Raw genomic sequence first — 25,993 nt, 5'->3', positions numbered from 1 at the left:
CGTTCTTACTTTTTTTACTTATTTCAGATCAATTGAAAACAGACCGACGCCTAGCATTTTTATGGGCTGCTTTAACAGGTTTCCCTAAGAACAGTAGCTGGGGTCCGATTATTTTATTTTTTGGTTTTCTCCGCAAAATGAAGCGGATGTCTTCTCGACTTTTTATGGTAAAATAATTAACAACAGTCTCAATTAAAGGAAGAGGATGCATGTGAAAAATTGGCTGCCCATTTTGTTTATTAGCTGTGGTTTGTTTTGTGTCGCATATGGCGGATGGAAGTTATGGTCAATGCACAGCGCACAAAATGAGGCATTGAAGGAAGCCCATCAGCTTGTTGGTGCAGAAGGTCTAAAGAAAAAGGAGAGAAGCGAAGTTGTACCAAGCGACTTTCAACCGAAAATGGACGAGGTGATTGGCATTTTGCACATCCCGAAACTTAAAGCACAATTGCCGATCGTTGAGGGGACGGATGAAGACGAATTGGAGAAAGGCGTCGGTCATTACAGAGGCACTGCTTTTTCTGGGCAAAACGACCAAATCGTTTTATCAGGACATCGGGATACAGTTTTTCGCAATGTTGGCGATTTAAAAATTGGAGATGAACTCATTGTTGAAATGGAGTATGGTCGTTTCACATATTTGATTCAAGAAACAGAGATTGTTGATGCCGATGATCGAACAGTGATCCGATCTACTGCTCCAAACGAAGTTTTAACGTTAACAACATGCTATCCGTTCGGTTATATTGGAAATGCGCCACAGCGATATATTATTTATGCGGTACCGGCATAATTCAGTGGAAAAACGAGCCCTTGCTATAAAGCATCAAGGGCTCTTTTCTGTTTTAATAAAGTCATTCAGCCGTCTATCGGTAACTGTTCATTTAGCATTTGAATGAAGTTAAATGAGCGGTAATTGAATGATAAATTTGGGGCTTTAATTGCAGATTAAGGCGATGTCGATTTCAAATTATTTCACAGTAAGATCCATTGGGCATTCATAAATAAAAAATTCTAATTTTTGATCGGAGAGTTGTTCGAGTTTTGTTTTTCAATATTTCATTACTGTACACGTGCATGTATGCTGGATGTCTCTTGCAATTGGCAGTATATTTTACACTTTACATCTGCATTTTGCTGAATAAAAGAGTCTGCTAAACTGTCTGGATAAATAATATTGGATTACCTGTTATGACCAGAAGCCCGGTTTTTTCTATTGGCACCCAATGGTTCAGTTATTGCTGTGATTGGATATTTGCCATCGGATACAATGTGTTGCGTAGTTTGAAGAATTGACTTTGTCAATCATTTAAAATGCCGCCTCGGAATATATAACAATTTGTTTTTTATTCTAAAAACCTTTTTTCCTTTTTAACGCTAATAAAGTTTTACAAACAATTAATTTTTAAAAAAGTAGAAAAAGTATTGCTTTATAATCATCTAGTTGTCGGCGGGGGAGCTGTACGTTCAAACGGGATTTTATAAAATTGCTTTTGAAATGCACCCAGGTTTTATTGTTTACAATCCTGAAACTTTATTAAAGTTAAGAGAAAATGTAGGGCCAAGTATTGGAGCGAATTTTGATCCAAGCCATCTCATTTGGCAAGGCATTGATCCTGTTGAAGCAATAAAAAAATTAGGACGTGAAAATGCCATATTTCATGTACACGCTAAAGATACTTATTTGGATCAAGCAAATATACAAGTGAATGGCGTTTTAGATACAAAGCATTACAGTAAAATTTTGGACCGATCATGGACATTTCGGTCGGTTGGCTATGGCCAAGGTGAAAAAGTGTGGAAGGATATTGTAAGTGCCTTGCGTGCTGCCGGATATGATTATGTTCTTTCAATTGAACATGAGGATATGCTGGCATCCATTGATGAAGGATTAGGAAAGGCAGTAAGCTTATTAAAGCAAATTCTTTTTAAAGAAGAAGTTGCTGAAATGTGGTGGGCATAACAGTCACATTGTAAAGGCAATCCCTAGGGAATTTTGAGAGTCCCTAGGTTTTTTTATTTGGGTTACGATGGGCATCACTTTTAATGCTTATTTTTTTGCGGAAAGTCCTCTGCAAATAAAAGCTTAGGATAATCATCTGTCTTTCTTAAACAATTACGAATAAAATTTATTCATTAAGCCATTTGTTTGTATGACGAGTGTAAAAAAAATAAATAATAAAATTTTCGTTATTAAAGAAAAAATGAAGATTGAATGATGAGAAAAACAAGAATTTCCAGCGTTTTCTGCGACGATCATAGATTTCATTAACTATATGTTTTTTTGACGAAATGAATAAAAAATATTGAAATTTTAAAAATTCAGATATATTATAATATTTGAAATATTAGTTCCGGAGGAAAAGGGAGGAGAAAAGATACCCAGGAAAATGAAAGCGTTTTAAAAAAAGGGGGAGGCGAATTTTGAAAGCGTTTTACTTGACGAGTACGGGGGGGATTTTGATGAAAAAGAAGTTATTTTTGATTATGCTAGTTGTTTTCTTAGCCGTTTTATCGGCTTGTGGCAACAGCGCGATTCAGTCAACATCGAAAAAAGAAGAAGGCGGGAGCAAAAGCGGAGGAACAATAAAAATTGGTGTGCTGCTTCCAGATTCGGGGGTTTATGCTTCACTTGGAAAGCATTTGCACAAAGGTATGGAGCTGTATTTTGACAGCATTGATTGGAAAATTGGCTCCAAAAAAATCGAAATTATTAAAGAAGACAGTGAAGCTGATCCGCAAGTAGCATTAAGGAAAGCGAGAAAATTGATTGATCAAGATAAAGTGGACATTTTAACAGGAACGGTAAGCACGGCGGTAGCCTATGCCATTCGCGATGAAGTGGATAAGAAAAAAATTCCGTTCCTTGTTTCGCATGCGGGAGGAAATGATTTAACGAGAAGCAAACGAAGTGACTATATTTGGCGTTCTTCTTTTTCCTCGTGGCAGATTGGCAATTCATTAGGAGAATGGGCGTTTCATAACGTAGGAAAGACAATGTACATTGCAGCAGCAGATTATGCGTTTGGACGGGAAGTATCTGAAGCGTTTAAAGAAGCTTATACTGCCGCAGGAGGAAAAATTGTCGGTGAAGTTTACCCGCCTCTCGGAAACAATGATTATTCCTCTTATTTGACCACGATTAAAAATGCAAAGGCTGAAGCAGTATATGCATTTTTCGCAGGAAGTGATGCGGTGAGATTTGTTCAGCAATACGATCAATTCGGGTTAAAAGAAGATAAGAAATTAATTGGTTCCGGCTGGCTTGTTTCAGAGGACGTGCGGAAATCACAAGGAAACGCAGGAGTTGGAACAATTTCCTCTATTTTCTGGGATTATAGTATAAAAACAGAAGAAAATAGACAGTTTAAAGAGGCTTTTGAAAAGAAATATAATGAACGCCCGACCATTGAAGCATTGGAAGGCTATGATGCTGCCAAAATTATCGCAGAAGCGCTGACAACGCTTGACGGCGACGCCTCAGATCCAGATAAAGTGGTAGAAGCGATTTCTAATGTTGAATTCATAAGCCCGAGAGGCCCGATTAAGTTTGACAAGGAGACCCACCACGTTATTCAAAACATGTATATCATTGAAACCAAGCTTGTGAATGGACAGACGGAAAACGAAGTGATCGAAATTATTGAAGAGGTGAGAGATCCAGGAAAATAGATAAAAAAAGAGGTGATAATCATGGATATTATCGGGGCGCAGCTAGTAAACAGCATTTCATACGGGCTTTTGCTCTTCGTCATTACATGCGGATTGTCGCTCGTCTTTGGCATTTTAGGAGTATTGAACTTGGCGCATGGATCGTTGTATATGATAGGAGCTTATGTCTCATATTCGATTACCGTCCATTCTGGACAAAATTTTGGGCTTGCCTTAATCATTGCACCTTTAGCAGTAGCTGTTTGCTCTCTCATTATTGAAATGATCTTATTGCGGCCGACTTATCAGCTAGGGCACCTGTCACAAGTATTGTTAACATTTGGGCTTGCGTATGTCATTCATGATATGACAGCGGCGATATGGGGATCGGATGTTTTATCGATCCCTTTGCCTCAAAGTTTATCAGGTACGGTAACCTTATTTAATCAAGCCTTTCCCGTCTATCGTTTAGCTGTAATTGCAATAGGTTTAATTTTAGCGGGGCTGTTGTGGTTCATTCAAGAAAAAACGCGCTGGGGGGCGATCATTCGCGCTGGACTGAGCGATAAAGAGATGATATGTGCTTTAGGTGTAAATATTCAACTAGTTTTTACCGTCGTGTTTTTCATAGGGGGATATTTAGCAGGTTTTGGCGGAGTCATTGCTGCGCCGATCCTCGGGCTTTATCCAAGCATGGAATTCCAAACGCTTATTTTGGCATTAGTTGTTCTCGTTATAGGGGGCTTAGGGTCGATCGCTGGAACGTTTGTGGCCAGCTTAACGATTGGGATTGTTGAGACTTTTTGCCGATTTTTAGTTCCTGAGTTAAGCTTGTTCGTCGTTTTCGGATTAATGGCGGTCGTCTTAATCGTCAAACCGAACGGATTGCTCGGAAGGCAGGTGGTTAAGCATTGAACAAAAAAGGTTTCGTTCTTATTGCCGCAGTTATGTTGCTCATCTTTTCCCCCTTTATCTTTTCTTTGTTTTATTTAAATTTGGTAACTGAAATTTTAATTTTAGCTATTTTCGCTCTTAGTTTAAATATTTTGGTCGGATATACCGGGCTGGTTTCGCTTGGCCACGCGGCGTTTTTTGGAGTCGGGGCTTATATGTCCGCCATTCTTGCAAGGGAGATATCTCCAAACTTTTTCCTTACTCTTTTCGCCTCGCTTGCGGCTGCAATCATTGCATCCGCCATCATCGGAATTTTTTGCGTAAAGGTGAGCGGCTTTTATTTTCTTATGTTAACATTGGCTTTTTCGCAAATGATTTATTCATTTGTCCACCAGTCAACGACTATCACGGGCGGTTCAAACGGATTATCAGGCATTCCAAGCCCTTTAATTGGATCACTTGATTTTTCAAACCCGGTTTACTTTTATTATTTGATATTGCTTTTGTTTATATTGATCTATGGCGGTTTAAGCCTCATCGTACACTCCCCTTTTGGGCAAGTATTAATAGGGATTCGCGAAAACGAAACAAGATTGAAATCGATGGGCTATCATACAACACTATATAAGCTTGCCGCATTTGTTTTAGCCGGCGGGCTCGGCGGAGTAGCAGGATCGTTATATACAAGCTTTAACAGCTTCATTTCGCCTAGCGATGTATATTGGACGATGTCTGGCTCTGTTTTAATTATGGTTCTTATCGGCGGTTCCGGAACAATGATCGGGCCCGTTTTGGGAGCAGCATTTATCGTCATTTTAGAAACGATTGTCAGCTCTTATACGACCATGTGGATGATGATTATCGGGATTATCTTTATCTTGTTTGTCGTATTTTTCCCAAAAGGAATTGTCGGGCTTGGAAAATTGCTCTTTCAGTCATTTTCAAAATCCAACAAGCTGTCAGCTATTTCCGGAAAAAAATCCAATGCGTTGTATAACAATGATGTGAAGAATTGAGGGATGGGGCATGGAGAATCCTGTAATCTTGAAGATTGATCGCGTCGGCATGCATTTTGGCGGTCTTGAAATTCTTAAGGATGTTTCATTGGAAGTGAAAAAAGGTGAGCGGATAGGCATTATCGGTCCGAATGGAGCCGGGAAAACGACCTTTTTCAACATTTTAACCGGCGACCTGAAGCCGAGCAGCGGGTCCATTTATTATAAAGGAGAAAATATAACGAATGTTGCCAACTTTAAACGGACAAACGCCGGAATCGTCCGCACCTTTCAACGAAACAATTTGTTGAACGAACTGACGGTGCTTGACAATTTATTATTAGTTTTACAGCGGAAACATCATTTGCAAAACGTGTGGTTTAAAAAGAGAAACGAAAAAAAATACCCGAAGCTTTTCGAGGAAGCAAACCAATTGATCAAAACTTGGGGATTGGAAAAGCGTGCAAATGAAATAGTGAAAAAGCTGTCATACGGCGAACAGCGGCAAATCGAAATTTTGCTTGGCATTGCGATCAATCCGCAAGTTTTATTATTAGATGAGCCGACTGCCGGCATGTCGCAGGCGGAAACGGATTATATTGTCGATTTGCTGCACAATTTGCCGAAGGACTTGACCGTTTTAATTATTGAGCATGATTTGGAGGTCGTATTTGGACTGGCGGATAGAATGGTCGTTTTATATGACGGAGGAATTCTCATTGACGGCGATCCAAATGAAGTGAGAAACGACAGGAGGGTGAACGAAATATATATTGGAAAGGAGGAAGCGGCAGCACATGCTTAAAGTTTCAGATTTAAATACATTTTACGGCGACAGCCACGTCCTCCATAATGTTTCGTTAACGGTTGAACAAGGCAAGGTAACCGTCCTGCTGGGAAGAAACGGAATGGGGAAAACAACAACGATTCATTCTATCATGGGAATCATTCAATCAAAAAAAGGAAAAATTGTGTTTGAAGAACAGGAAATTCAATCAAAGACGAGCTTCCAGGTTTCGAAATTAGGCGTTGCTCTTGTTCCACAAGGGAGAAGAATATTTCCGAATTTGACTGTAAAGGAGAATTTAATGACCACTTATAGGCCTGCCGAAAATGGCTGGACATTAGAACAAATTTATGACACGTTTCCAAGGCTGAAAGAAAGAGAAGCATCGATGGGAGGGGCTTTGAGCGGGGGAGAGCAGCAAATGCTCTCAATTGGACGCGCTTTGTTAACGAATCCTAAATTACTGCTGCTTGACGAGCCGTCAGAAGGATTGTCCCCATTGATGGTTCAGGAAGTGAAACGGATTATTCGTGAATTAAAGAAGCAAGGTCTTACAATGCTTTTAGTTGAACAAAATTTATCGATGGCGCTTGAGCTTGCAGACCGCATATATATTTTAAACAAAGGCTCGATCGTGTTTGAAGGCTCTCCCGACGAATTAAGCTCTGCTGTAAAGCATAAATATTTGCTGTTAAGTTCGTAAATTGTTCAGAAACATCTGATGATGATGCTGTCAAAAAGAAAAAGGGGCTCTTAGAAAGTCAAAACGCCATTGAAAACAAAAAATCATAAACACCGATATATCAACGTTTCTAAAACATTAATGGGGGCTAATAAGCCGTAAAATCGACTTATTAGCCCCCCTTTTTTACATATTTTCCAGAATAATAGAACGGAAGAAACAGGTCATTACGGTGATTTTCCTAAATAAACTGATGAGCGGGCAGCACCTTATTTTGCAAAAATAAATTGTCGGCGATTCGCAATCAAATTTTCCAAAAGAAAAACAGAGCTGCTGCAATTTACGGGTATCATTTCTAGAAATATTGATTCTTGATGCATAACCCGAATAGAGCTTTCGCAAAGCAGAAAAAGGTTCAATTTGGAACTCTTACATGCTGCAATTGCTTCGGAATGAACGATGAAACCAATCAATATAGGTAAAGCAAGCTGCTGCCCTTTATCGAAATTCCGCCACATTCTGTCCGCAAGCCTCGCTTAATCGATAGTTCATTGCACGAAATTCACGTTCGACAGGCTCTTAACATTACACATTTATGTAAGTATTTCTTTAGTAAACGATTATTTCCAAACCTCTTCGGCAATTTCTACGACATGGCGAAGTTTTGCCCATTGCTCGTCCTCTGTGAGCAGGTTTCCTTCCTCAGTTGATGCAAAACCGCACTGAGGGCTTAAGCAAAGCTGATTGAGATCAACAAATCGGGATGCTTCATCAATGCGCCGTTTAATTTCATCCTTATTTTCTAATTCTCCAAATTTTGACGTGATCAAGCCGAGAACGATGGATAAATTTGACCGGTTTACGAAGCGAAGGGGTTCAAAGCCGCCGGCTCTTTCGCTGTCGTATTCCAAAAAGAAGCCGTCCACATTTACGCCTTCAAACAATATTTCCGCCACTGGCTCATAGCCGCCGGATGAAATCCAAGTGGAACGAAAATTGCCTCGGCATATGTGCATCGTAATTCTCATATCATCAGAACGATTGGCAACAGCTTCATTAATTGTTTTCGCATACAATTGTCCTAACGTATCCGGATTTAAGCCGCGGGCCCGCATTTGCTCCTTTTGCTCTTCTGAACAAAGATATGCCCATGATGTATCATCCAGCTGCAAATAACGGCATCCAGCATCGTAAAATGCTTGAATTGCTTTTTTATATGTTTGGGCTAAATCGTGGAAAAACTCGTCTTGATCTTCATAAGCGCTTTTTTCAATCGTCCCTCTGAAATGAAGCATGCTCGGGCTCGGGATAGTCATTTTGGCTGTATGGCCGGAAGCGATGCTGTTTAGAAACTTGAAATCTTCAAGCATCGGATGGCCGTTGAAATCTAGTTTGTCAACAACTTTAATAGAATGAGATTTTGTTTGTTTTTGATGGAATTGGATTCCGGTCTCTGTGTCGTATCCTTCCACACCTACTAAATTTTCAAGGAAGTCAAAGTGCCACCAAGCTCTTCGGAATTCGCCGTCTGTCACCGCTTTGAGGCCAATTTCCTTTTGTTTTTCGACGATGCGTGTGATTTCTTCGTTTTCCACCTCTCTTAATTGCTCAGCTGTTATTTCCCCATTTGCTTTTTTCAATCGGGCTTGTTTAATTCGGTCTGTTCTTAACAGACTGCCTACATGATCTGCTCGGTAAGGCGGCAAGTGGCGTTGCAATGATTGATGGGACATATGCTGTTTTCCTCCTTCTCCGGTTGAAATATTATGAATAATAACAAAAAATAAAAGAAAAGTAAACTTTATAAGCAAGGGGATTTTTCATTAGAGAGGTATGAATGCCATTTTTTGATAAATTTTCATAAAATAAAAGCCCTCAGCCGCCATGTGCGGCCAAGGGCAAATCACTTGCCTGAGAAAGATTAGCTAATGACAAATTCGAAGCTGCCGAATAATTTTACATCTTTGCCGATGAGGAATCCTCCTGTTTCAAGAGCAGCGTTCCATGTTAAACCATAGTCTTCGCGATTGATTTTTCCTTCTACATCAAATCCTGCGACAATGCTTCCGTCCAACGGGTTTTTCGATTGACCGTTGAATTCTACTTTGAACGTTTCGGTTCTAGTAACATTTCTAATTGTCAATTTTCCTGTTACTTCATAGTCATCGTCGGAAACCTTTTTAATAGATTCGCTGACAAACGTGATGACCGGATAGTTTTCGACATCAAAAAAATCCCCGGAACGAAGATGGTTGTCTCTGTCTTCATTTTTTGTGTCAATAGAAGAAGCTTGAACTGTTACTTTTACTTTTGCAGATTCGAGCTGATCGACATCACCGTCAACTTCTACATCAAATTGTGTGAATTCTCCCTTTGCTTTGGAAACCATTAAGTGTTTTACTTGGAAAGAAATAGAGCTGTGCACCTTATCTAATTGAAAATTTGCCATTTTTTATTTTCCTCCTTTTGTTTTGATACTATCATAACCGAAAAATATCTCGAATTCAAATATTTTTATATAAATATTTTTTGACAAGGTAAAAGAAAAAAGAACCAATTTTGATAAGATCTTCTTTAAGTAGACAGTGGACAAGGCCCATATACTTAGAGGGGATTTTTTTGAAACGAAAAGAGCAAACATTTCGTCATTATTAAGAAAAAGGCTCTGCTTCCTTATTGACGAAAAGCACCCTTTAGAAAATTCGCGTTTTTTATTTTTGTTTAACCTCTGCAAGCAATTGGCCTATTGCAAAGGAATCAGGGCGGGAGAGATGGTTCGAATGGCGTTGGCATAGCCGATCAATAGAATGTTTTATAGAGAGAAGTGAAAGAATGAACAGTAAAAAGAAATCTTGATTTTGGATAATTCCAAAAAATATTTTTTTGTTTATGATTACAGCGGCTCTGATTTGAGGCGTTTTCCATCACATCATGACAGTGTATAAGCAAAATATCCACCATTAGGACAATTAGTTGAAGTAGATGGAAAGAATATGCACGTTTATACAAAAGGTGATGGAGAAAACACGATTGTGTTATTAAGCGGTTTAGGCACAGCAGCTCCCGTGTTAGATTTCGAACCCTTAGTAAATGAATTGGCAAAGAATCATAAAGTGGTCGTAGTAGAGAGCTTTGGATATGGTTGGAGCAACGTAACGAATAAGGAACGAACAGTGGAAAATATAGTGGAGGAAATTAGAACCACTCTAAAAAAATCAAATATAGAAGGTCCATACATATTGATGCCGCACTCTATTTCTGGCATATACAGCATGTATTATGCTAATGCATACCCAGATGAAGTGAAAGCAGTTATAGGGATTGATTTCACCTTGCCGCAGGTTTTAGAGTATTTCGGCGAGTCAGCTCCAACAATGTCCGAATATATGAAGTATGTTTTCACCAACTGGAATTGCACGATTGGCATTATATATCATTCCTGATGATTTCCTTCCTAGTAGCTGAAAAAGGTACTTATTCCGAAGAGAATTTGACAATGACCAGGCATATCAGGCGGGAAAGTTAAATTGACTGTTTGCTCAATATATTTTTTATTTCATTTGCTTCTTGTTGTATCCTTTGTCTTGATTTTTACTTCGAAAGAAGATCGAGTGAACGAAGATGGGAAATCCAATGTAACTTTTTATCAAACGAAATTAAGCCGCAGTTTTTCAAGTAAAATAGTTACTTTAGAAGGAAATCATTATCTTCATTGGACTCGTTATAAAGAAATGAGTGCACACGTAAATGATTTCACGAAAACATTTGCAGGTGGTGTTCATTGAGGAAGCAGCTAGATAAAGGACCTCCTTGGGGGTTCTTTATCTAGCGGATTATCAAATATTATTTGATAGAGCTTAGCATTAATACGAGATTTTAATTCTTTATTGTTCAATAAATTTTATGACATCGCTCAAACTTTTTTCTGCCATGGAATGAAGTCGCAAATCATAATTTTCGAAAGGTAAAGACTCCGTTACTGGATTTGGCACAATTACGCATTTCAGTCCAGCAGCTAGAGCTGCTTGGAGCCCATTTAAAGAATCTTCAAATACTAATGCTTCGTTTGAGCTGATATTTAAGGCATCAACTGCTTTTAAATACAAATCAGGTGCCGGTTTTACCTTCTCAACATCATCCTGTGTGATAATAGTATTAAAATAGTTTAACACCCCAAGTTCATCTAAATAATGAGTTACCCACTCCCTTGTGGAGCTTGAAGCAATAGCAATTTTATATCCTAAATCGTTTGCTTCTTGCAAATAATCCTTTACACCTTCACGTGCCTGAGGTGTTTTCATCTTTTCTTTATAAATGCTTTCTGCTTTGGCATCAATTTCCTCAATATTACAGCTTTCTCCCAATTGTTGTTTGAAAAACTCGTAAAGTACTGTATTATCTGACCCAACGCTTTTTACATAATGTTCAAGGGGCAAATCAACATTATAATAACCTAAAGTTTCTTTATAAGCCTCAAACCAGGGAGTCTCTGTGTCTATAATTAAACCGTCGAAATCAAAAATAATTGCTTTTATCAAAGCTTTTTCTCCTTTCCACTCATGAGGATAAAATAAATACACCTTCATAAACTATATGCAATAAAGTTAACTCAGTATGTTCCAGTAATTCTGAACACCAATCGATTGCTCATGATTTCAATAATAGTCTAATAGTTTCTTTTTATGCGGATAAAGGAATATATATTGTATCGGTTCACGCTCATAATTAGGAGCACATTTCCTGACCTTTCAGTTTATTTCGTCAAATAAATTCGGTCCTCTCCCTGCCGCAAAACCTTCATCGCCCGTTTTTTCTCTCCAATGTGAACAAAGATGACTCACTCCGTTTTGAAGATGAGGGAAGACCAGTCTTCTCTTTTTTGGTATTCGTCTAAGCAGAATAGAAGGACTCGGTCACATGGCAGCCGTTCTGGCAAAGACATCTGCCTGGATCACGCTGCATCGAGGCCTTTTTTACCTTAAAATAGAAATGTTGTATTTTTCTCACTGTAAAACAACGTCATGAACAATTTTTGCATTGTGCTCCAGCTGAATACCGAAACACAGTTTTGCATAATCTTTTTTTACAACTGTCTATTTGGCAGGGAAAAGACTATTTACACAGTCTTCTTACTTATTCAACGAGACCAAGCTTTTTCAAACCGTGATAGACACCGGAATTTGTTACGTCTGTTGTTTGGTGCTTCGCATATGGCAAAAGGTTTGGATCTGCGTTCCCCATTGCAAAACCTTCGCCGACTATTGAGAGCATCTCTTTATCATTCATGGCATCGCCAAAGGCAATGGCGCTTTCTTTTGGCACGCCAAGATAATTTAATATTGCTTTGACAGCTTTGCCCTTATTGACCTTTTCCCTAATGACATCGTAGCATTGGGCCAGGCCTTCGATATTCACTTGGGATAAGTATATAAGATCGTCTTTTTCATAAAGAGAAACATCGCGATCAGCTAAATTTAATATCGTCATTCCTAAAACTTGATCGATGATATCATATGAAAACAACTCATTTTTTTGTAAATGAAATTTTTGAATGAAATTTTTCATAGCAGGGGAATCAAACGAGCTAAGGACATTTTTTTCTCTTGTATACATGACGAGCTCATGTCCATGGTGTTTGGCGGTATGCACAAAGTTTTGAACAATATCTGGATTCATCGGCTCTTTTAAAATCTCGCGGCCCCTATAAACCGTAAATGCGCCGTTATAGCCAATAAACGATTGAACGTTCAGCTCTTTGCCGATATGCGAAATTTCATGCAAAGGTCTCCCTGTTGCCAGAAAGACCTCTACACCTTGTTTCTGAACTGCAGCTACAGCTCTTTTCGTAGATTCTTGAATTTGATCATCCGGTGTCAAAATTGTTCCGTCTATGTCCAAAAATAAAAGTTTATATGTCATCTCCATAAACTCCCGTTAAAATTTATTTTGTTGTAAGATTTTATCATAAAATAAAAATTGTGAAAACTCTAACAAGATGAATTGTCTTGCAAAAATAGTTTTTGTGCCGGGCTGAAGAATATTTGAAACATTTCAATTCGCAAATTCGTATATTGAAAAAACGGATACAGAGGTGGATTTATATGTCAGTAGTCAACATTTTAAAATGGGTAAGCGGGGGTCTTGAAGCATTTTTCGGAATTCCAGTTATAGGTGGAACGATTATATTATCTTTCCTATGGACGCCTTTGGCGTTTATGTTTGTACTGCACCTTGTGACGTTGATTTTTGCCATTATAACAAATAAAAACAAGCATGGCAGCATTTTAGGAATTATTACTTCCTGCATTGCATGGATTCCGATTGTTGGAATGGTGATGCATATCATAACGGCAATTTTCCTCTTGATCGATGCATACCGTGAGTTTAAATATGAAATTTAATGTTTTTTTGCTTACAGGGCCTTAGACCCTGTTTTTTTTAGAAAAAAGTTACTGACCTAAAAAAATTGGATGTGTTATCGGCATCTGTGCCTTCTGCTTTCTAATCCAAGATGAGAAATGTCAGTCTTCAAAAACTGAACAACTTTGGTACAAGCCGCGATGCTACGACAATTCAAATAGTACTTCCAAGCAGGAACTTCAGGCTGGGAAATATACGAAAGGCTTACCGTCCAAACACTTTTGGATGCTGATGGCAAATAATATATGAAGAACGAGTGCGTAGTGCGTAAGAGGGGAGAAGCTCCATTGAGAAAAAGATAAAGGACAAGCTTTTCGGCTTGTCCGAAATGAATTCGTATGAGATTTGATTGAAAAGGAGTTTAAGTCAACCCGCATGCCGGATACTTGCCTTATTCACAGCACTTTGCTTAAAAAAGCTTTTGTTCGTTCGTGTTTAGGATTGTTAAAAAGCTCGCTAGGTGTGTTTTCCTCTACAATATATCCGCCGTCCATGAAAATCACTCGATCGCTCACTTCTTTGGCAAATCCGATTTCATGCGTCACGACGACCATCGTCATTCCTTCCGCCGCTAATTCTTTCATAACTGTTAACACTTCACCGACCATTTCTGGATCGAGGGCGGATGTAGGTTCATCGAAAAGCATGATTTTAGGATTCATTGCAAGAGCGCGGGCAATGGCAACGCGCTGTTTTTGGCCCCCTGATAATTCGCTTGGATAGCTTGAAGCTTTTTCGCTTAATCCCACTTTTTTCAGCAGCTGCAAAGCTTTTTCGTTTGCTTCCTGTTCCGAGACTCCTTTTACTTTTATCGGAGCAAGTGTAATATTTTCCAACACTGTTTTATGCGGAAATAGGTTAAACTGCTGAAACACCATTCCAACCTCTTGGCGAACTTTATTAATGTCCAAGTTTGGATTTGTAATATCTTGACCGTTCACGATAACCTGTCCTGCCGTAATGTCCTCAAGCTTGTTTAAACAGCGAAGAAACGTGCTTTTGCCTGAACCGGATGGACCAATGACGCATACAACTTCTTTTTCTTTAATGTCTACACTGATGTCTTTTAACACTTCAAGATTCCCAAAGCTTTTCTTTAAATGTTTTACTTGAATCATCCGGTTGTTGTTCTCCTTTCAACAAAGCTTAATAATTTGCTTAAGGACAATGTCAGAACAAGATAGATGAGCGCAACGGTGAGGTATGGCTCCCAAACGATATAATATTGCCCCTGCATAGCCCGTCCCCAATACATCAGCTCAGGGGTGGCAATGATGGCGGCGATTGACGACTCTTTTATTAAAATGACGAATTCATTGCCAAGAGGCGGAATCATCCGTTTCGTCGCCTGCGGCAAAATGACATAGCGCATCGCCTGTTTATGGCTCATACCGAGAGATCTTGCAGCTTCCATCTGTCCTTTATCAATCGATTGAATACCTGCACGGAATATCTCTGCAATGTAGGCGGCAGAGTTTAAAGAAAGTGCAACAATTGCTGCTATAATTCCATTCGTATCACCGATTAGCAGCGGTACGAGCCCGAAATGAACGAGCAGCATCTGGACAAAAAGAGGCGTGCCTCTGAAAAATGTAACGTACCATGAAAAGGGCAGGCGAATAAATTTATTTTGAGCAATTTTCCCGATGCCGATAAAAAGACCCAAAATGGTGCCGATGGCGATTGCACCAAGAGAGAGCCCAATTGTTACAAGCGTTCCTTGGAAGAAAAAGGGTGCATATTCAGCTATGAGATCAAAACGAAAATTCATACATATATCTCCCCGCGTGCATTCCGGACAAGCAAAATACCTGTGGAATGCTTAAAATTATTGCTGATTTTTTAATATATCGATATCTGGTTCGACACCAAACCATTTTTTATAAATCTCACTGTACGTTCCGTTTTCAAACAGTGTATTGATCGCTTTGTCAAGTTCTGGTTTTAATTTGCTTCCTTTCGCGAACATTAGACCGTAAAACTCCGAATCGAAATTTTCCGGATCTTTAATTGCTTTCAATTTTTTGTCCGGATTATTTTTAATATATTCGTTGACAACCGCGTTATCGGCCACAACTGCGTCTGCGCCTCCGTTCAGAAGTTCCATGATCGCGAGGACGTTGTCTTCAAATTTTTTAACCGTTCCATCGCCGGCAAGTATTTTTTCAGCGGCTGTCTGACCGGTTGTTCCGTTTTGGACAGCAACTTTTTTGCCTTTCAGATCAAGCGCATTTTGAATATCGCTGTCTTCAGGAACTAAAATCATAAGAGTTGATTCAAAATACGGAACAGAAAAATCGTATGTTTGCTTTCTGTCTTCAGTAATGGACACAGAGGAAGCTGCCAAGTCAGCTTGTTTTCTTTGAACTTCAGCAAACATTGGATCCCATCCGGTATGTTTAATGTCTACTTTATAACCGGCCTCTTTAGCCACAGCGTTTATGAAATCAATATCAAAGCCGACAACTTTACCTTTGTCGATATATTCAAACGGAGCGTATGCTGCGTTTGTAACAACCTTTAACGTTTCTTTCTTCTCACTGCTTTCTCCTTTATCGCCTTCAGAACCTCCTGCACCGCATGCTGAAAGTATAAGCATTAGGCTTGTGAAAACAGCAAGTGCAATTATTTTGCTAAAATATTTTTTCATAAGTACCTCCTTATAAATGAATCAAAGAATAAAATTCGTTTCGACATTCACTGGTCTATTATAAATGAAAGATGTATATTCTTTCAATAACATGCATATTGATTCGAAATGATTGTTTTATTTGAAATTATATCATAAAAAGTGTCATGTTAAAATGAACAATTGCAGGCGGATAAAGAGCAAATTTTTCATGAAGAAGACGAAAATTTGGATTGTAAATAAAAAGAGAGTATAATGATTGGCAGAAATTATCATAAAAAAGCAGGTGCAGAACTTTTGGCACCAACCTGAAAATACAAATTCTTCTGTCTTATCGTTCAAATTTGTTGGGGAATTACGGAAGTTGTTGGAATAATTTCCAATACATGATGCGCTTTGCAGCTTGGACAAGATGCTTTAGCTTTCTAGAAGGAGTGAGAAAATGAATAAAGAACAATTGATTTTGGCGCTAGAAAAGGTTCGCGCCCAAAATCCTCTCGTCCACAACATTACGAATGTCGTCGTCACCAACTTTACAGCAAACGGTTTGCTGGCGATCGGCGCTTCTCCGGTTATGGCGTATGCAAAGGAAGAGGTTGCGGATATGGCGAAAATATCCGGCGCGCTCGTTTTAAATATTGGCACATTATCTCCTGAAGTAATCGAAGCAATGATTATTGCAGGAAAATCAGCGAATGAACACGGGGTTCCAGTCATTTTAGATCCTGTCGGTGCGGGCGCCACCCCTTACCGGACGGAAGCTGTTCGGGAAATATTAAAGGAGGTTCGCATCTCAGTTATTCGCGGGAATGCACCTGAGATTGCCAATGTGATAGGTGAAAAGCTTGCAATGAAAGGGGTGGATGCGGCGGATTCAGCTGCTGATCCTGTTTCGCTGGCCAAAAAAGCGGCCGAAGAGCTGAATACAGTTGCAGTCATTACCGGAAAAGAAGACGTGGCAACGGATGGGAAGACAACGTATTTGATTCAAAACGGCCATCCAATTTTAACAAAAGTTACCGGAACAGGCTGTTTATTGACCTCCATTATCGGTGCTTTTTCAGCCGTTGAAAAGGACTTTCTTGCTGCTTCAGTAGCCAGCCTCGTCACTTATGGGGTCGCTGCAGAAATCGCATTTGATTTAACGGAAGAAAAAGGTCCTGGAAGCTTTCAAATCGAATTATTGAACCAGCTGGCAAAGGTGACAGGAGACGAGTTGCTGAAAAAAGGGTCTTTTATAAAAAAATAAAGCAAAGGTGATAAACATGGCGCGAGTGTCGGCAAATAAAATGCGGGAGCTGCTAAAGGTGTATTTTATTATGGGCAGTGTAAACTGCAAAAGGAAGCCTGCTGATGTCCTTGAAGAGGCGATTGCGGGCGGAATTACGCTTTTTCAATACCGTGAAAAAGGTGCGAGGGCTTTAACAGGCGAAGAAAAATGGCGGCTCGGAAAAGAGCTGCAGGCTATTTGCCAAAAACATCACATTCCGTTTATTGTCAACGATGACGTTGATCTGGCTATTGAACTAGATGCAGACGGCGTTCATATCGGGCAAGAGGATGAACCGGCTGATCTTGTCCGGAAAAAAATCGGTGACAAAATTTTAGGCGTTTCTGCACATACAATTGAAGAGGCGCAAAAGGCGGTTGTCCAAGGCGCTGATTATATCGGTGTGGGGCCAATCTTTTCTACAAACACGAAAGAGGATGCAAAAAAGCCACAAGGTCCAAAATTGATTGAAAGCATGCGCAAACAAGGGATCGACATCCCTATTGTCGGAATTGGCGGGATCAACATCGCCAACGCCGGTCAGGTGATCGCTAGCGGAGCAGACGGCATCTCCGTCATTTCTGCCATTTGTCTAGCGGATGATGTTAAGGAAAGTGCAGCTCAACTGAAGAAAGCAACGATGTGAAACATTTTTTTCAATAAGATTTTGTGGATATAAAATATTTACATATAGGTTCGGCTTTTGAAAGTCGGCGAAAGGGGAGTTCTTTTATAAACGTAAAAAAGGAGCGGCAAGGCTCCTTTTTTAAATGAAAGTATAGAGACTGACATTTCTGCCGGTTTTATCGGGATTTGACTGCTGAGAGAATCGGCCTACACTTTTCTTAAATTTGTGCAGCAGTTATTTTTTCTCGATAGGTTTTCGCAGCTTCGACCATGACTTTTAAAGCACTAATCGTTTCATCCACTGATCTTGTTTTTAGGCCGCAGTCAGGGTTAACCCAAAACTGGCGCACGTCAAGCACTGCTAAGGCGCGGTCGATATTTTTTGCCATTTCTTCAACGGATGGAATTCGCGGGCTGTGAATGTCATATACGCCTAAGCCAATCTCTCTTTTATATTGATACGTTTCAAAAGCATGAACAAGCTCTCCATGGCTTCGGGAAGATTCAATTGAAATGACATCCGCATCAAGGTCATCAATTGCCTCCATGATATCTTCAAATTGCGAATAGCACATATGAGTATGGATTTGTGTTTCCGGGCGAACAGAGCTGGTGGCGAGCTTGAAGGCTTCAGCAGCTCCTTCGATATATTCTTTTTGTTTTGATTGTTTCAGAGGCAATCCTTCACGTAATGCAGGCTCATCAACTTGAATCATGCCTATTCCATTTTTCTCTAAAGCTAGCACTTCTTCGCGAATGGCAAGGGCGAGCTGGCGAAGAACGCTTATACGGTCGATGTCATTGCGCACAAATGACCAGTTTAGGATCGTGACAGGTCCTGTCAGCATCCCTTTAACAGGCTTGCTTGTCAATGATTGTGCATATACGCTTTCTTTTACGGTCATCGGCTGATCAAATGCTACATCTCCGTAAATAATCGGCGGTCTCACGCATCGTGACCCGTATGATTGCACCCAGCCGTTATTCGTAACAGCAATTCCATTTAATTTTTCCCCGAAAAATTCGACCATATCGGTCCGTTCAAATTCCCCATGGACGAATACGTCTAAACCGAGCTGCTCTTGAATGTCAATCCATTTTTTTATTTCATTATTGATGACCGATTCATACTGCTTGTTTGTATATTCGCCTTTCCGCCATTTTAAGCGGATTTGCCGGATTTCTTTCGTCTGCGGAAAGCTTCCGATCGTAGTAGTTGGTAAAATCGGCAGATTCCATCTTTTTTTATGCAGTTTTTGCCGTTCGGTATAATCCAAGCGTTTCGTTGGATATGCTCCGATATTTTTGGTAGCCTCTTGAACCTTCTCATTTGTCCGAAAGGAAGAATGGATAAAATCCGTATAAGAGCGGTCATGTTGTTTTAAATCATCGATCGTTCTTTTCCCTTTTGCATATTGAGCGAGTTCATTTACTTCATCCAATTTTTCATCAGCAAAGGAAAGAGCATTTTTCAATATGGACGGCAAGCTCTGTTCGTTTTGAACTGTAACAGGTACATGAAGCAAGCTGCATGAAGGCTGAATGATCAATCTATCAATATCTACATATTGTGCAAGATCATCGATTTCCTTAGCTTTTGATACTAAGGATGCTTTCCAAATGTTGCGGCCGTCGATCAAACCAGCTGCGAGAATTTTGTCTTTCGGAAAGCCGAACGTTTTGATGTTCGACAGATTGACGCCATGATCATGTACAAAGTCCAGGCCAATTGCAGCGACAGGAAGAGACACAATTTCTTGATAATGGGTTATACTTTCAAAGTATGTTTGCAAAATAATATTTAACGAAGGAAGCGCTTTGTGGAAAGCATCGTATACCTCTTTAAACAAAGGAATCGATGAATCATCCAGCTCCTGTACAAGAATCGGCTCATCAATTTGCACCCATTTCGCACCGGCCTGAGCAAGTTCCGTCAACAATTGGACGTAAACAGGAATTAAAGCAGACAAATGTTTATGAAAATCGTGTTGATCGTATTGTTTTGCCAGCTTTAAAAAAGTAATTGGACCTAGCAAAACCGGTTTTGCTTCAATATTCAGCTCGTTTTTCGCTTCCTGAAAAAGTTCAAGCAGACGGTTCTTTACTAACGCCGGCGTTTTATTTTCAAGCTCCGGAACAATATAATGGTAGTTTGTGTTGAACCATTTGGTCATTTCCATTGCTTCTGCTTCATCAGAGCCTCTAGCCATTGCAAAATATGTTTTTAATGAAGTCGGCTCCATATGCTGGAATCTAGAAGGAATATACCCAAACATAAATGCAGTATCGAGGACATGGTCATATAATGAAAAATCTCCGACAGGAATCAGGTCTATTCCTTTTTCCTTCTGTTTTTTCAGATTGAGAAGACGTATATCTTTTAATGTTTCCTCCAAGCTGCTTTCTGAAATGTTTCCGTTCCAAAATGATTCCAGCGCTCTTTTCCATTCTCTTCTTTCACCAATTCTTGGATAGCCAAGATTTGAACTAATTAATGTCAATATTGACACCCCCATTTGATTTGTATCTCAACACATAATAAAAAAAACCCTCTTTTTACGCGTAAAAGAGGGAATTGTGGACTCTAACTCGTGTTGAGATACATGTAGGGCTTAAATCTCAACATGGCTTCATCACTCCTCCCTATGACGCGTAGGTGGCAGTGCATACAACAGGCAGGTCTCCTGACTTAGGATCATCGCTTTCGATCCTCCTTCCCATTTCAAAATTGAAACAGTGGATGTTGGCCGAAAGCTCCCCATCACAGTGGCGCGACCGTGTTGGAATTTCACCAATCTTCCCTTTTAAGCGCATATTGCTGATGAAATATGACGCACCTGCTGCTTGGAACACTATATGAAACTATAATTATCAGAATAGATGATTTTTTTTGTTTTTTCAATCCCTATTTTTTAGGTTCAGAAAAGTGCTGCCCTATTTTGGGAAATCAATGGACAGAAGCAGGAATTCACATACAAATTGTGAAATGTTTAGAGGGTCGTTTTTAAAATTTAATTTTTCTAATAACGTAAATTCGAAAAATTTTGTTGTTTACAATACAGGATCGTTGCAGTGAATAGTTTGAGATACGATGGTAAAATTAGGTGCTTGGAGCCTTCACTGAAAAAGGAGCTATAAAAAACGTATTTTTCAATACGAATCATTTGAACGAGCAGCATTTTCATGTTAATACTTGGATTGGAAGAAGTGTGATTTTTCAAAAAATAAGTGGGATTATAGAAAGGATGATTATGTTGAACGACATTATCAAAACCATTTTAAATCACCGTTCCGTTCGTCATTTTGAGGATCGGCCTTTGACAGATGAGCAAATCCGATTAATTGTCGAATGCGCCCAAGCCGCTTCAACTTCAAGTTACATGCAAGCCTATTCCATTATCGGGGTGAAAAATATACAAACGAAAAAAAAGCTCGCTGAACTGGCAGGAAACCAAGCTTACGTAGAGAAGAGCGGACATTTATTTATTTTTTGCGCTGATTTGCACCGTCATGAAGTCATTGGTGAAATGGAAGGCAAAAATGTAGAAGATTCATTGAGGAGCACTGAAAAATTTATGGTAGCTCTCATTGATGCTGCACTGGCCGCTCAAAATGCTGCGTTAGCGGCTGAGTCAATGGGACTCGGCATTTGCTACATCGGAGGCATCCGCAATAATTTAGAAGAAGTATCGAAGCTGTTGAAAATTCCAAACAAGGTCATCCCTCTTTTTGCATTAACTGTCGGCTACCCTGCAAAAGAAACGGCGAAAAAACCAAGAATACCTTTTGAGCATATTTATCATGAGGAAGAATATAAGCAAGATCAAGAAGCATATGTGCGCGAGCTTGAACAATATAATGAAATAGTATCCAATTATTATGATCAGCGAACAAACGGGATTCGCAAAGATACTTGGACTGGTCAAATGGCTCGCATGCTTTCGAATCCGACAAGAATGTACATGAAGCAATTTGTTCAGAAAAAAGGATTGAATTTAAACTAAAGCTTCAGCTCCTATCTCGATTTTATGAAGATAGGAGCTTTATTTTTGAACAGAAAATTGTATGTAAGTCATTTATCCGAACTCTTCCTTTCAGCATGAATTTGTTTATTTTTCCCCTGACTCGGCTGCTAACTCATTTTGCTTATTTCCTCACTTGGCAAATTTAGAATGATACATCGGTTCAAGAAAACAGATGAAAACGTCATTTTTCAGCTTCTTCATGTACATCCCTCGAAAATACATTCCCATCAGCTTTTATTTGGAAAATATAGAGAAGATTCCCTGAAAAAACGGAATTTCTCTATATTGTGTCAGATTCATGGCAAAAATTTTACAAAAAATTTATCGTTTCTTGACTGTTTTTTGAATTAAAGTTTATTTCGATAAAAATGTGATAAAGTTCATTTACAACTCAATTATTTTTTGAATCGATTAAGTCGGTTTTTTATGAAAATTTAAAACATTTCTGATTTGAGAGGGATTGAAAATGCCGGCACAACAACAAAAATGGTTGAACTTGTTTATGAAGGTTTTACCACTGTCATTGCTTTTTTTGTTGACAGGTTGCAGTGAACGCTTTGTTTTATTAAATCCGAAAGGACCTGTTGCAGAGGTTCAAAAGGATTTAATCCTTTGGTCAATTTGGTTTATGCTGTTTATTATTGTTGTCATCTTTGTGCTATTTGCAGTTATTTTATGGAAATACAGGGAGAGACCGGAAAATCTTGATTATGAGCCTCCTGACCAGCACGGAAATACACTTCTGGAAATCATTTGGACAGCTATTCCTGTGTTGATTGTCATTGCATTGGCGATACCAACGGTTAAGGCGACTTTTGAGCTTGAAAAACCGCCGAAGGAATCTAGAGGAGTTGAACCAATTGTCATTCATGCGACAGCAGCCGATTGGAAATGGATTTTCAGCTATCCAGAGGAAAATATTGAAACAGTCAATTATGTCAACATTCCAAAAGATGTTCCAGTTGAATTTAAATTGACAGCTGTCGGCGGGATGAGCGCTTTATGGATTCCAGAGTTGGGCGGACAAAAATATAATATGGCTGGAATGGGAATGACTCTTTATTTGCAGGCTGATCATGTCGGGACGTTTAAAGGGCGGAATTCAAACTTTACAGGAGAAGGATTTGCCCATCAAACATTTGATGTGAACGCAATGGAAAAAGAAGATTTTTATAAATGGGTGAAAGAAACACAAGCATCAGCTCCATTGCTGACGAAAAAACAATTTAACGAAATCATCCAAGTCGGAGTTTTAAAAGATAAATTGACTTTTTCTGGAACACATTTGGCGTGGGTTGATTTTGCGAAACCAGGTGAGCATTTAGACAATATCCCTGCAAAAGAAAAGCACGGTACCATAAAATTGGAGGAAGTTGAATCTGATCATCATGATAATCGTGAACATGAAAGCCATCAGCACGAAGGACATTAATCGGAAGGAAGGAGGAACGTGCTGTGAAATGGGATGAATTTTTCGTTACCGGCGAACCCCTTATATATATGGCGGATGCAGCCATTGTATTAACAATTATTGGTATTGTTTTTGTATTAACCTATTTTAAAAAATGGAAATGGCTGTGGAAAGAGTGGCTAACGACTGTTGACCATAAAAAAATAGGGATTATGTATATTATTTCCGCCGTATTAATGCTATTCCGAGGGGGCGTAGACGCACTTTTAATGCGCGCCCAATTGACAGTGCCAAATAATACGTTTTTAGATTCACAGCATTATAATGAAATTTTCACTACACATGGAACCATTATGATTTTATTTATGGCAATGCCGTTCATATTCGGGATCATGAACATTGCAGTTCCTCTCCAAATTGGAGCTAGAGATGTGGCGTTCCCGTATTTGAATGCACTCAGCTTCTGGACGTTTTTCTTTGGCGCCTTGCTGTTCAACATTTCATTTGTGATCGGCGGCTCACCGGATGCAGGGTGGACGGCATACATGCCTCTTGCCGGAAATGAACTCAGCCCGGGGCCGGGCCAAAATTATTATTTATTAGGATTGCAAATTTCAGGGATCGGTTCATTAATTTCCGGTATTAATTTCATTGTAACGATTCTAAAAATGAGAGCTCCTGGAATGACTTTAATGCGCATGCCGATGTTTACATGGGCAACACTTATTACGTCTATATTGGTTGTTTTCGCTTTTCCGGTATTGACGGTTGCTTTAGCATTAATGACATTGGACAGAATATTTGGCACTCACTTTTTTACGCTTTCAGGCGATGGAGTGCCAATGCATTGGGCGAACCTGTTCTGGATTTGGGGGCACCCGGAAGTGTATATTGCCATTTTGCCAGCTTTTGGGGTTTTTTCAGAAGTTGTCTCAACGTTTGCAAGAAAACGTCTTTTCGGTTATACAGCCATGGTTTGGTCCATGGTGGCGATTTCTGTATTAAGTATGCTCGTTTGGGTGCACCACTTTTTCACAATGGGTTCAGGAGCCCCGGTTAATGCATTTTTCTCTGTATCGACGATGGCGATAGCCATACCGACAGGGGTAAAAATCTTTAACTGGCTCTTCACTTTATATAAAGGTCGAATCAAATTCACATCTGCGATGCTATGGTCTTTGGCGTTTATTCCAACTTTCGTCATCGGCGGGGTTACAGGTGTGATGCTTTCGATGGCTGCGGCCGATTACCAATATCATAATACGTATTTCCTTGTGGCCCATTTCCATAATACGTTAATTTGCGGTACGGTCTTTGCTGTCTTTGCAGCGCTTCATTATTGGTATCCGAAAATGTTTGGCGTCATTTTAAATGAAAAGCTCGGCAAAATTACGTTCTGGTTTTTCGTCCTTGGCTTTAATGTATGTTTCTTGCCGCAATATGTTTTAGGATTTATGGGCATGCCAAGAAGAATTTACACATATCCGGCAGATGCCGGCTGGACGGAATTAAACGTCATTTCGACTATTGGCGCAGTTATGATGGGAATCGGCTTTATCTTCCTGTGTATTAATGTTGTGTACACGTACTTTAAAGGCGAGCGTGACCTCACGGGAGATCCTTGGGATGGCCGAACGCTGGAATGGTCTATTCCGTCGCCTGCACCGCATTACAACTTTGCCGTAACACCGCAGGTAAAAGGTCTTGACGCTTGGTGGATGATGAAGAAGGAACGGAAAGAAGGAAAAGAAGAAGAGAAGCCGGAATATAAACCAATCCATATGCCATCAAATTCGGGGCGGCCTTTCATCATGTCGATCTTCTTCTTTATAGCCGGATTCGGTTTAGTTTTCGAATGGATGCCGGTTGCGATCATCGGATTGATCGGCGTTATCATCTGCATGATTTTGCGCTCTTTTGAATATGATGATGGATACTATGTGCCGGTCGAAGAAATTAAACAGACGGAAGCAGGGAGGGAGTAACATGTCGGAAATTGCTCCAAAACAATCGAATCTTCCACTTGAGTATTCAACGAAACAAAATCAATTAAATATTTTAGGTTTTTGGATTTTTCTCGGGGCAGAGCTTGCCCTGTTTGCCACCCTCTTTGCTACGTATCTTGTGCTCGTCTCCAGAACAGCGGGCGGACCAGGTCCCGAGGAATTGTATGAGTTGAAAACAGTTTTGATTGAAACTTTTCTTCTGCTTACAAGCAGCTTCACTTGCGGTCTTGCCGTTTATGAAATGCGAAGAGGCAAGCAAGCCGGTATGATCGGCTGGCTGATTGTTACGATATTGTTGGGAATCGGTTTTTTGTACTTTGAAATAGAAGAGTTTATTTTGTATGCTGTTCATGAAGGTGCAACAATGCAAACAAGCGCGTTCCTTTCATCCTTCTTCACTCTTGTTGGAACGCACGGGCTTCATGTCACGATCGGGATATTTTGGATTTTGATTATCATTTTGCAGGTGCTGAAAAGAGGTCTTAACGCGGATACGGCAAGAAAAGTGTTTATTTCAAGTCTATATTGGCATTTCCTTGATGTCGTTTGGATTTTCCTCTTCACACTCGTCTATTTGACAGGGATGGTGAGTTAAC

The 25,993-nt window shown here is 39.7% G+C and carries 23 protein-coding genes, 1 pseudogene and 1 riboswitch; of the genes and pseudogenes, 16 read left to right on the top strand and 8 right to left on the bottom strand.

All coding sequences use genetic code 11. The features are described from left to right. Positions 1-211 precede the first annotated feature (211 nt). From NSQ71_RS17860 to NSQ71_RS17830, 7 genes and pseudogenes are all read left to right on the top strand, one after another. Positions 212-793, top strand: coding sequence for a class D sortase (locus tag NSQ71_RS17860; RefSeq protein ID WP_222422786.1), 582 nt, complete (start codon positions 212-214; stop codon positions 791-793). A 681-nt stretch (positions 794-1,474) separates the two neighbouring features. Continuing rightward, positions 1,475-1,963: pseudogene (locus tag NSQ71_RS17855) on the top strand (sugar phosphate isomerase/epimerase family protein); the annotation flags it as partial. 500 nt (positions 1,964-2,463) lie between these two features. Next, entirely contained in the window at positions 2,464-3,672 is a 1,209-nt protein-coding gene (locus NSQ71_RS17850) for an ABC transporter substrate-binding protein (protein ID WP_063389097.1), read from the top strand. 21 nt (positions 3,673-3,693) lie between these two features. Further along, positions 3,694-4,566 carry a branched-chain amino acid ABC transporter permease gene (locus tag NSQ71_RS17845; RefSeq protein WP_327873546.1) on the top strand — a complete coding sequence of 291 codons (873 nt, stop codon included), beginning with the start codon at positions 3,694-3,696 and terminating at the stop codon, positions 4,564-4,566. Continuing rightward, positions 4,563-5,561: a branched-chain amino acid ABC transporter permease gene (locus NSQ71_RS17840; protein ID WP_327856166.1), complete on the top strand. Its 999-nt coding sequence runs from the start codon at positions 4,563-4,565 to the stop codon at positions 5,559-5,561. Before NSQ71_RS17845 ends, NSQ71_RS17840 begins: the two co-directional genes overlap by 4 nt. Positions 5,562-5,571: 10 nt before the next feature. Next, positions 5,572-6,345, top strand: a complete 774-nt coding sequence (locus NSQ71_RS17835) for an ABC transporter ATP-binding protein (protein ID WP_117016884.1) — start codon at positions 5,572-5,574, stop codon at positions 6,343-6,345. Continuing rightward, positions 6,338-7,030 carry an ABC transporter ATP-binding protein gene (locus NSQ71_RS17830; RefSeq protein WP_066251407.1) on the top strand — a complete coding sequence of 231 codons (693 nt, stop codon included), beginning with the start codon at positions 6,338-6,340 and terminating at the stop codon, positions 7,028-7,030. The genes NSQ71_RS17835 and NSQ71_RS17830 overlap by 8 nt, the downstream gene beginning before the upstream one ends. 599 nt (positions 7,031-7,629) lie before the next feature. On the opposite strand, the gene NSQ71_RS17825 is transcribed toward NSQ71_RS17830, so the two are convergent. Beyond that, entirely contained in the window at positions 7,630-8,742 is a 1,113-nt protein-coding gene (locus NSQ71_RS17825; protein WP_340734348.1) for a cobalamin-independent methionine synthase II family protein, read from the bottom strand. A 188-nt stretch (positions 8,743-8,930) separates the two neighbouring features. Continuing rightward, positions 8,931-9,458 carry a YceI family protein gene (locus tag NSQ71_RS17820; protein WP_063389090.1) on the bottom strand — a complete coding sequence of 176 codons (528 nt, stop codon included), beginning with the start codon at positions 9,456-9,458 and terminating at the stop codon, positions 8,931-8,933. 544 nt (positions 9,459-10,002) lie between these two features. Between NSQ71_RS17820 and NSQ71_RS17815 the strand changes: the two genes are divergently transcribed. Together NSQ71_RS17815 and NSQ71_RS17810 are read left to right on the top strand one after the other, a co-directional pair. Next, a complete protein-coding gene (locus NSQ71_RS17815) occupies positions 10,003-10,452 on the top strand; it encodes an alpha/beta fold hydrolase (RefSeq protein ID WP_117016880.1) in 450 nt (149 codons plus the stop codon). Between the two features lie 84 nt (positions 10,453-10,536). Then, on the top strand, positions 10,537-10,794 hold the full coding sequence (locus NSQ71_RS17810) for a hypothetical protein (protein ID WP_261308803.1): 258 nt from the start codon (positions 10,537-10,539) through the stop codon (positions 10,792-10,794). A 99-nt stretch (positions 10,795-10,893) separates the two neighbouring features. On the opposite strand, the gene NSQ71_RS17805 is transcribed toward NSQ71_RS17810, so the two are convergent. Together NSQ71_RS17805 and NSQ71_RS17800 are read right to left on the bottom strand one after the other, a co-directional pair. Next, entirely contained in the window at positions 10,894-11,547 is a 654-nt protein-coding gene (locus NSQ71_RS17805) for an HAD family hydrolase (RefSeq protein ID WP_340734347.1), read from the bottom strand. Positions 11,548-12,142: 595 nt separating this feature from the next. Next, positions 12,143-12,928, bottom strand: coding sequence for an HAD family hydrolase (locus NSQ71_RS17800; RefSeq protein WP_066251396.1), 786 nt, complete (start codon positions 12,926-12,928; stop codon positions 12,143-12,145). A 182-nt stretch (positions 12,929-13,110) separates the two neighbouring features. Here NSQ71_RS17800 and NSQ71_RS17795 point away from each other — a divergent pair, with 182 nt between their 5' ends. Further along, entirely contained in the window at positions 13,111-13,410 is a 300-nt protein-coding gene (locus NSQ71_RS17795; protein WP_063389087.1) for a hypothetical protein, read from the top strand. A gap of 414 nt (positions 13,411-13,824) precedes the next feature. Here the strand turns inward: NSQ71_RS17795 and NSQ71_RS17790 are convergent, their stop codons facing one another. From NSQ71_RS17790 to NSQ71_RS17780, 3 genes are read right to left on the bottom strand one after another with little or no spacing between them, the layout of a single operon-like run. Further along, positions 13,825-14,547 carry an amino acid ABC transporter ATP-binding protein gene (locus NSQ71_RS17790; RefSeq protein WP_063389086.1) on the bottom strand — a complete coding sequence of 241 codons (723 nt, stop codon included), beginning with the start codon at positions 14,545-14,547 and terminating at the stop codon, positions 13,825-13,827. Further along, positions 14,544-15,200: an amino acid ABC transporter permease gene (locus NSQ71_RS17785; RefSeq protein ID WP_063389085.1), complete on the bottom strand. Its 657-nt coding sequence runs from the start codon at positions 15,198-15,200 to the stop codon at positions 14,544-14,546. Before NSQ71_RS17785 ends, NSQ71_RS17790 begins: the two co-directional genes overlap by 4 nt. A 57-nt stretch (positions 15,201-15,257) precedes the next feature. Next, positions 15,258-16,079, bottom strand: a complete 822-nt coding sequence (locus NSQ71_RS17780; RefSeq protein ID WP_117016876.1) for a basic amino acid ABC transporter substrate-binding protein — start codon at positions 16,077-16,079, stop codon at positions 15,258-15,260. 421 nt (positions 16,080-16,500) lie between these two features. Between NSQ71_RS17780 and thiM the strand changes: the two genes are divergently transcribed. Then, positions 16,501-17,307, top strand: coding sequence for a hydroxyethylthiazole kinase (gene thiM, locus NSQ71_RS17775; protein WP_327863460.1), 807 nt, complete (start codon positions 16,501-16,503; stop codon positions 17,305-17,307). 16 nt (positions 17,308-17,323) lie between these two features. Further along, a complete protein-coding gene (thiE, locus tag NSQ71_RS17770; protein WP_063389082.1) occupies positions 17,324-17,974 on the top strand; it encodes a thiamine phosphate synthase in 651 nt (216 codons plus the stop codon). Positions 17,975-18,173: 199 nt separating this feature from the next. Here thiE and metE read toward each other — a convergent pair whose 3' ends face one another. Then, the gene (metE, locus tag NSQ71_RS17765) at positions 18,174-20,471 is read right to left on the bottom strand and encodes a 5-methyltetrahydropteroyltriglutamate--homocysteine S-methyltransferase (protein WP_340734346.1); all 2,298 of its coding nucleotides are present in this window, start codon (positions 20,469-20,471) and stop codon (positions 18,174-18,176) included. Between the two features lie 141 nt (positions 20,472-20,612). Continuing rightward, positions 20,613-20,811: riboswitch (cobalamin riboswitch) on the bottom strand. Between the two features lie 398 nt (positions 20,812-21,209). Here metE and nfsA point away from each other — a divergent pair. From nfsA to qoxC, 4 genes are all read left to right on the top strand, one after another. Further along, positions 21,210-21,959, top strand: a complete 750-nt coding sequence (gene nfsA, locus NSQ71_RS17760; RefSeq protein ID WP_117016915.1) for an oxygen-insensitive NADPH nitroreductase — start codon at positions 21,210-21,212, stop codon at positions 21,957-21,959. A 487-nt stretch (positions 21,960-22,446) separates the two neighbouring features. Continuing rightward, positions 22,447-23,412 carry a cytochrome aa3 quinol oxidase subunit II gene (qoxA, locus tag NSQ71_RS17755; RefSeq protein ID WP_063389080.1) on the top strand — a complete coding sequence of 322 codons (966 nt, stop codon included), beginning with the start codon at positions 22,447-22,449 and terminating at the stop codon, positions 23,410-23,412. Between the two features lie 23 nt (positions 23,413-23,435). Next, positions 23,436-25,376 (top strand): cytochrome aa3 quinol oxidase subunit I, encoded by a 1,941-nt coding sequence (qoxB, locus tag NSQ71_RS17750; protein ID WP_144597612.1) that lies wholly within the window; start codon positions 23,436-23,438, stop codon positions 25,374-25,376. A 1-nt stretch (position 25,377) separates the two neighbouring features. Next, on the top strand, positions 25,378-25,992 hold the full coding sequence (qoxC, locus tag NSQ71_RS17745; RefSeq protein WP_144597610.1) for a cytochrome aa3 quinol oxidase subunit III: 615 nt from the start codon (positions 25,378-25,380) through the stop codon (positions 25,990-25,992). The last annotated feature ends 1 nt before the right edge of the window (position 25,993 follow it).

It is taken from the genome of Aeribacillus sp. FSL M8-0235 (assembly GCF_038000355.1).
GTDB classification, from domain to species: Bacteria; Bacillota; Bacilli; order Bacillales; family Aeribacillaceae; genus Aeribacillus; species Aeribacillus composti.
The sequence above is the reverse complement of the archived record's forward strand: the minus strand, read 5'-3'. Positions and strand labels throughout refer to the sequence as shown.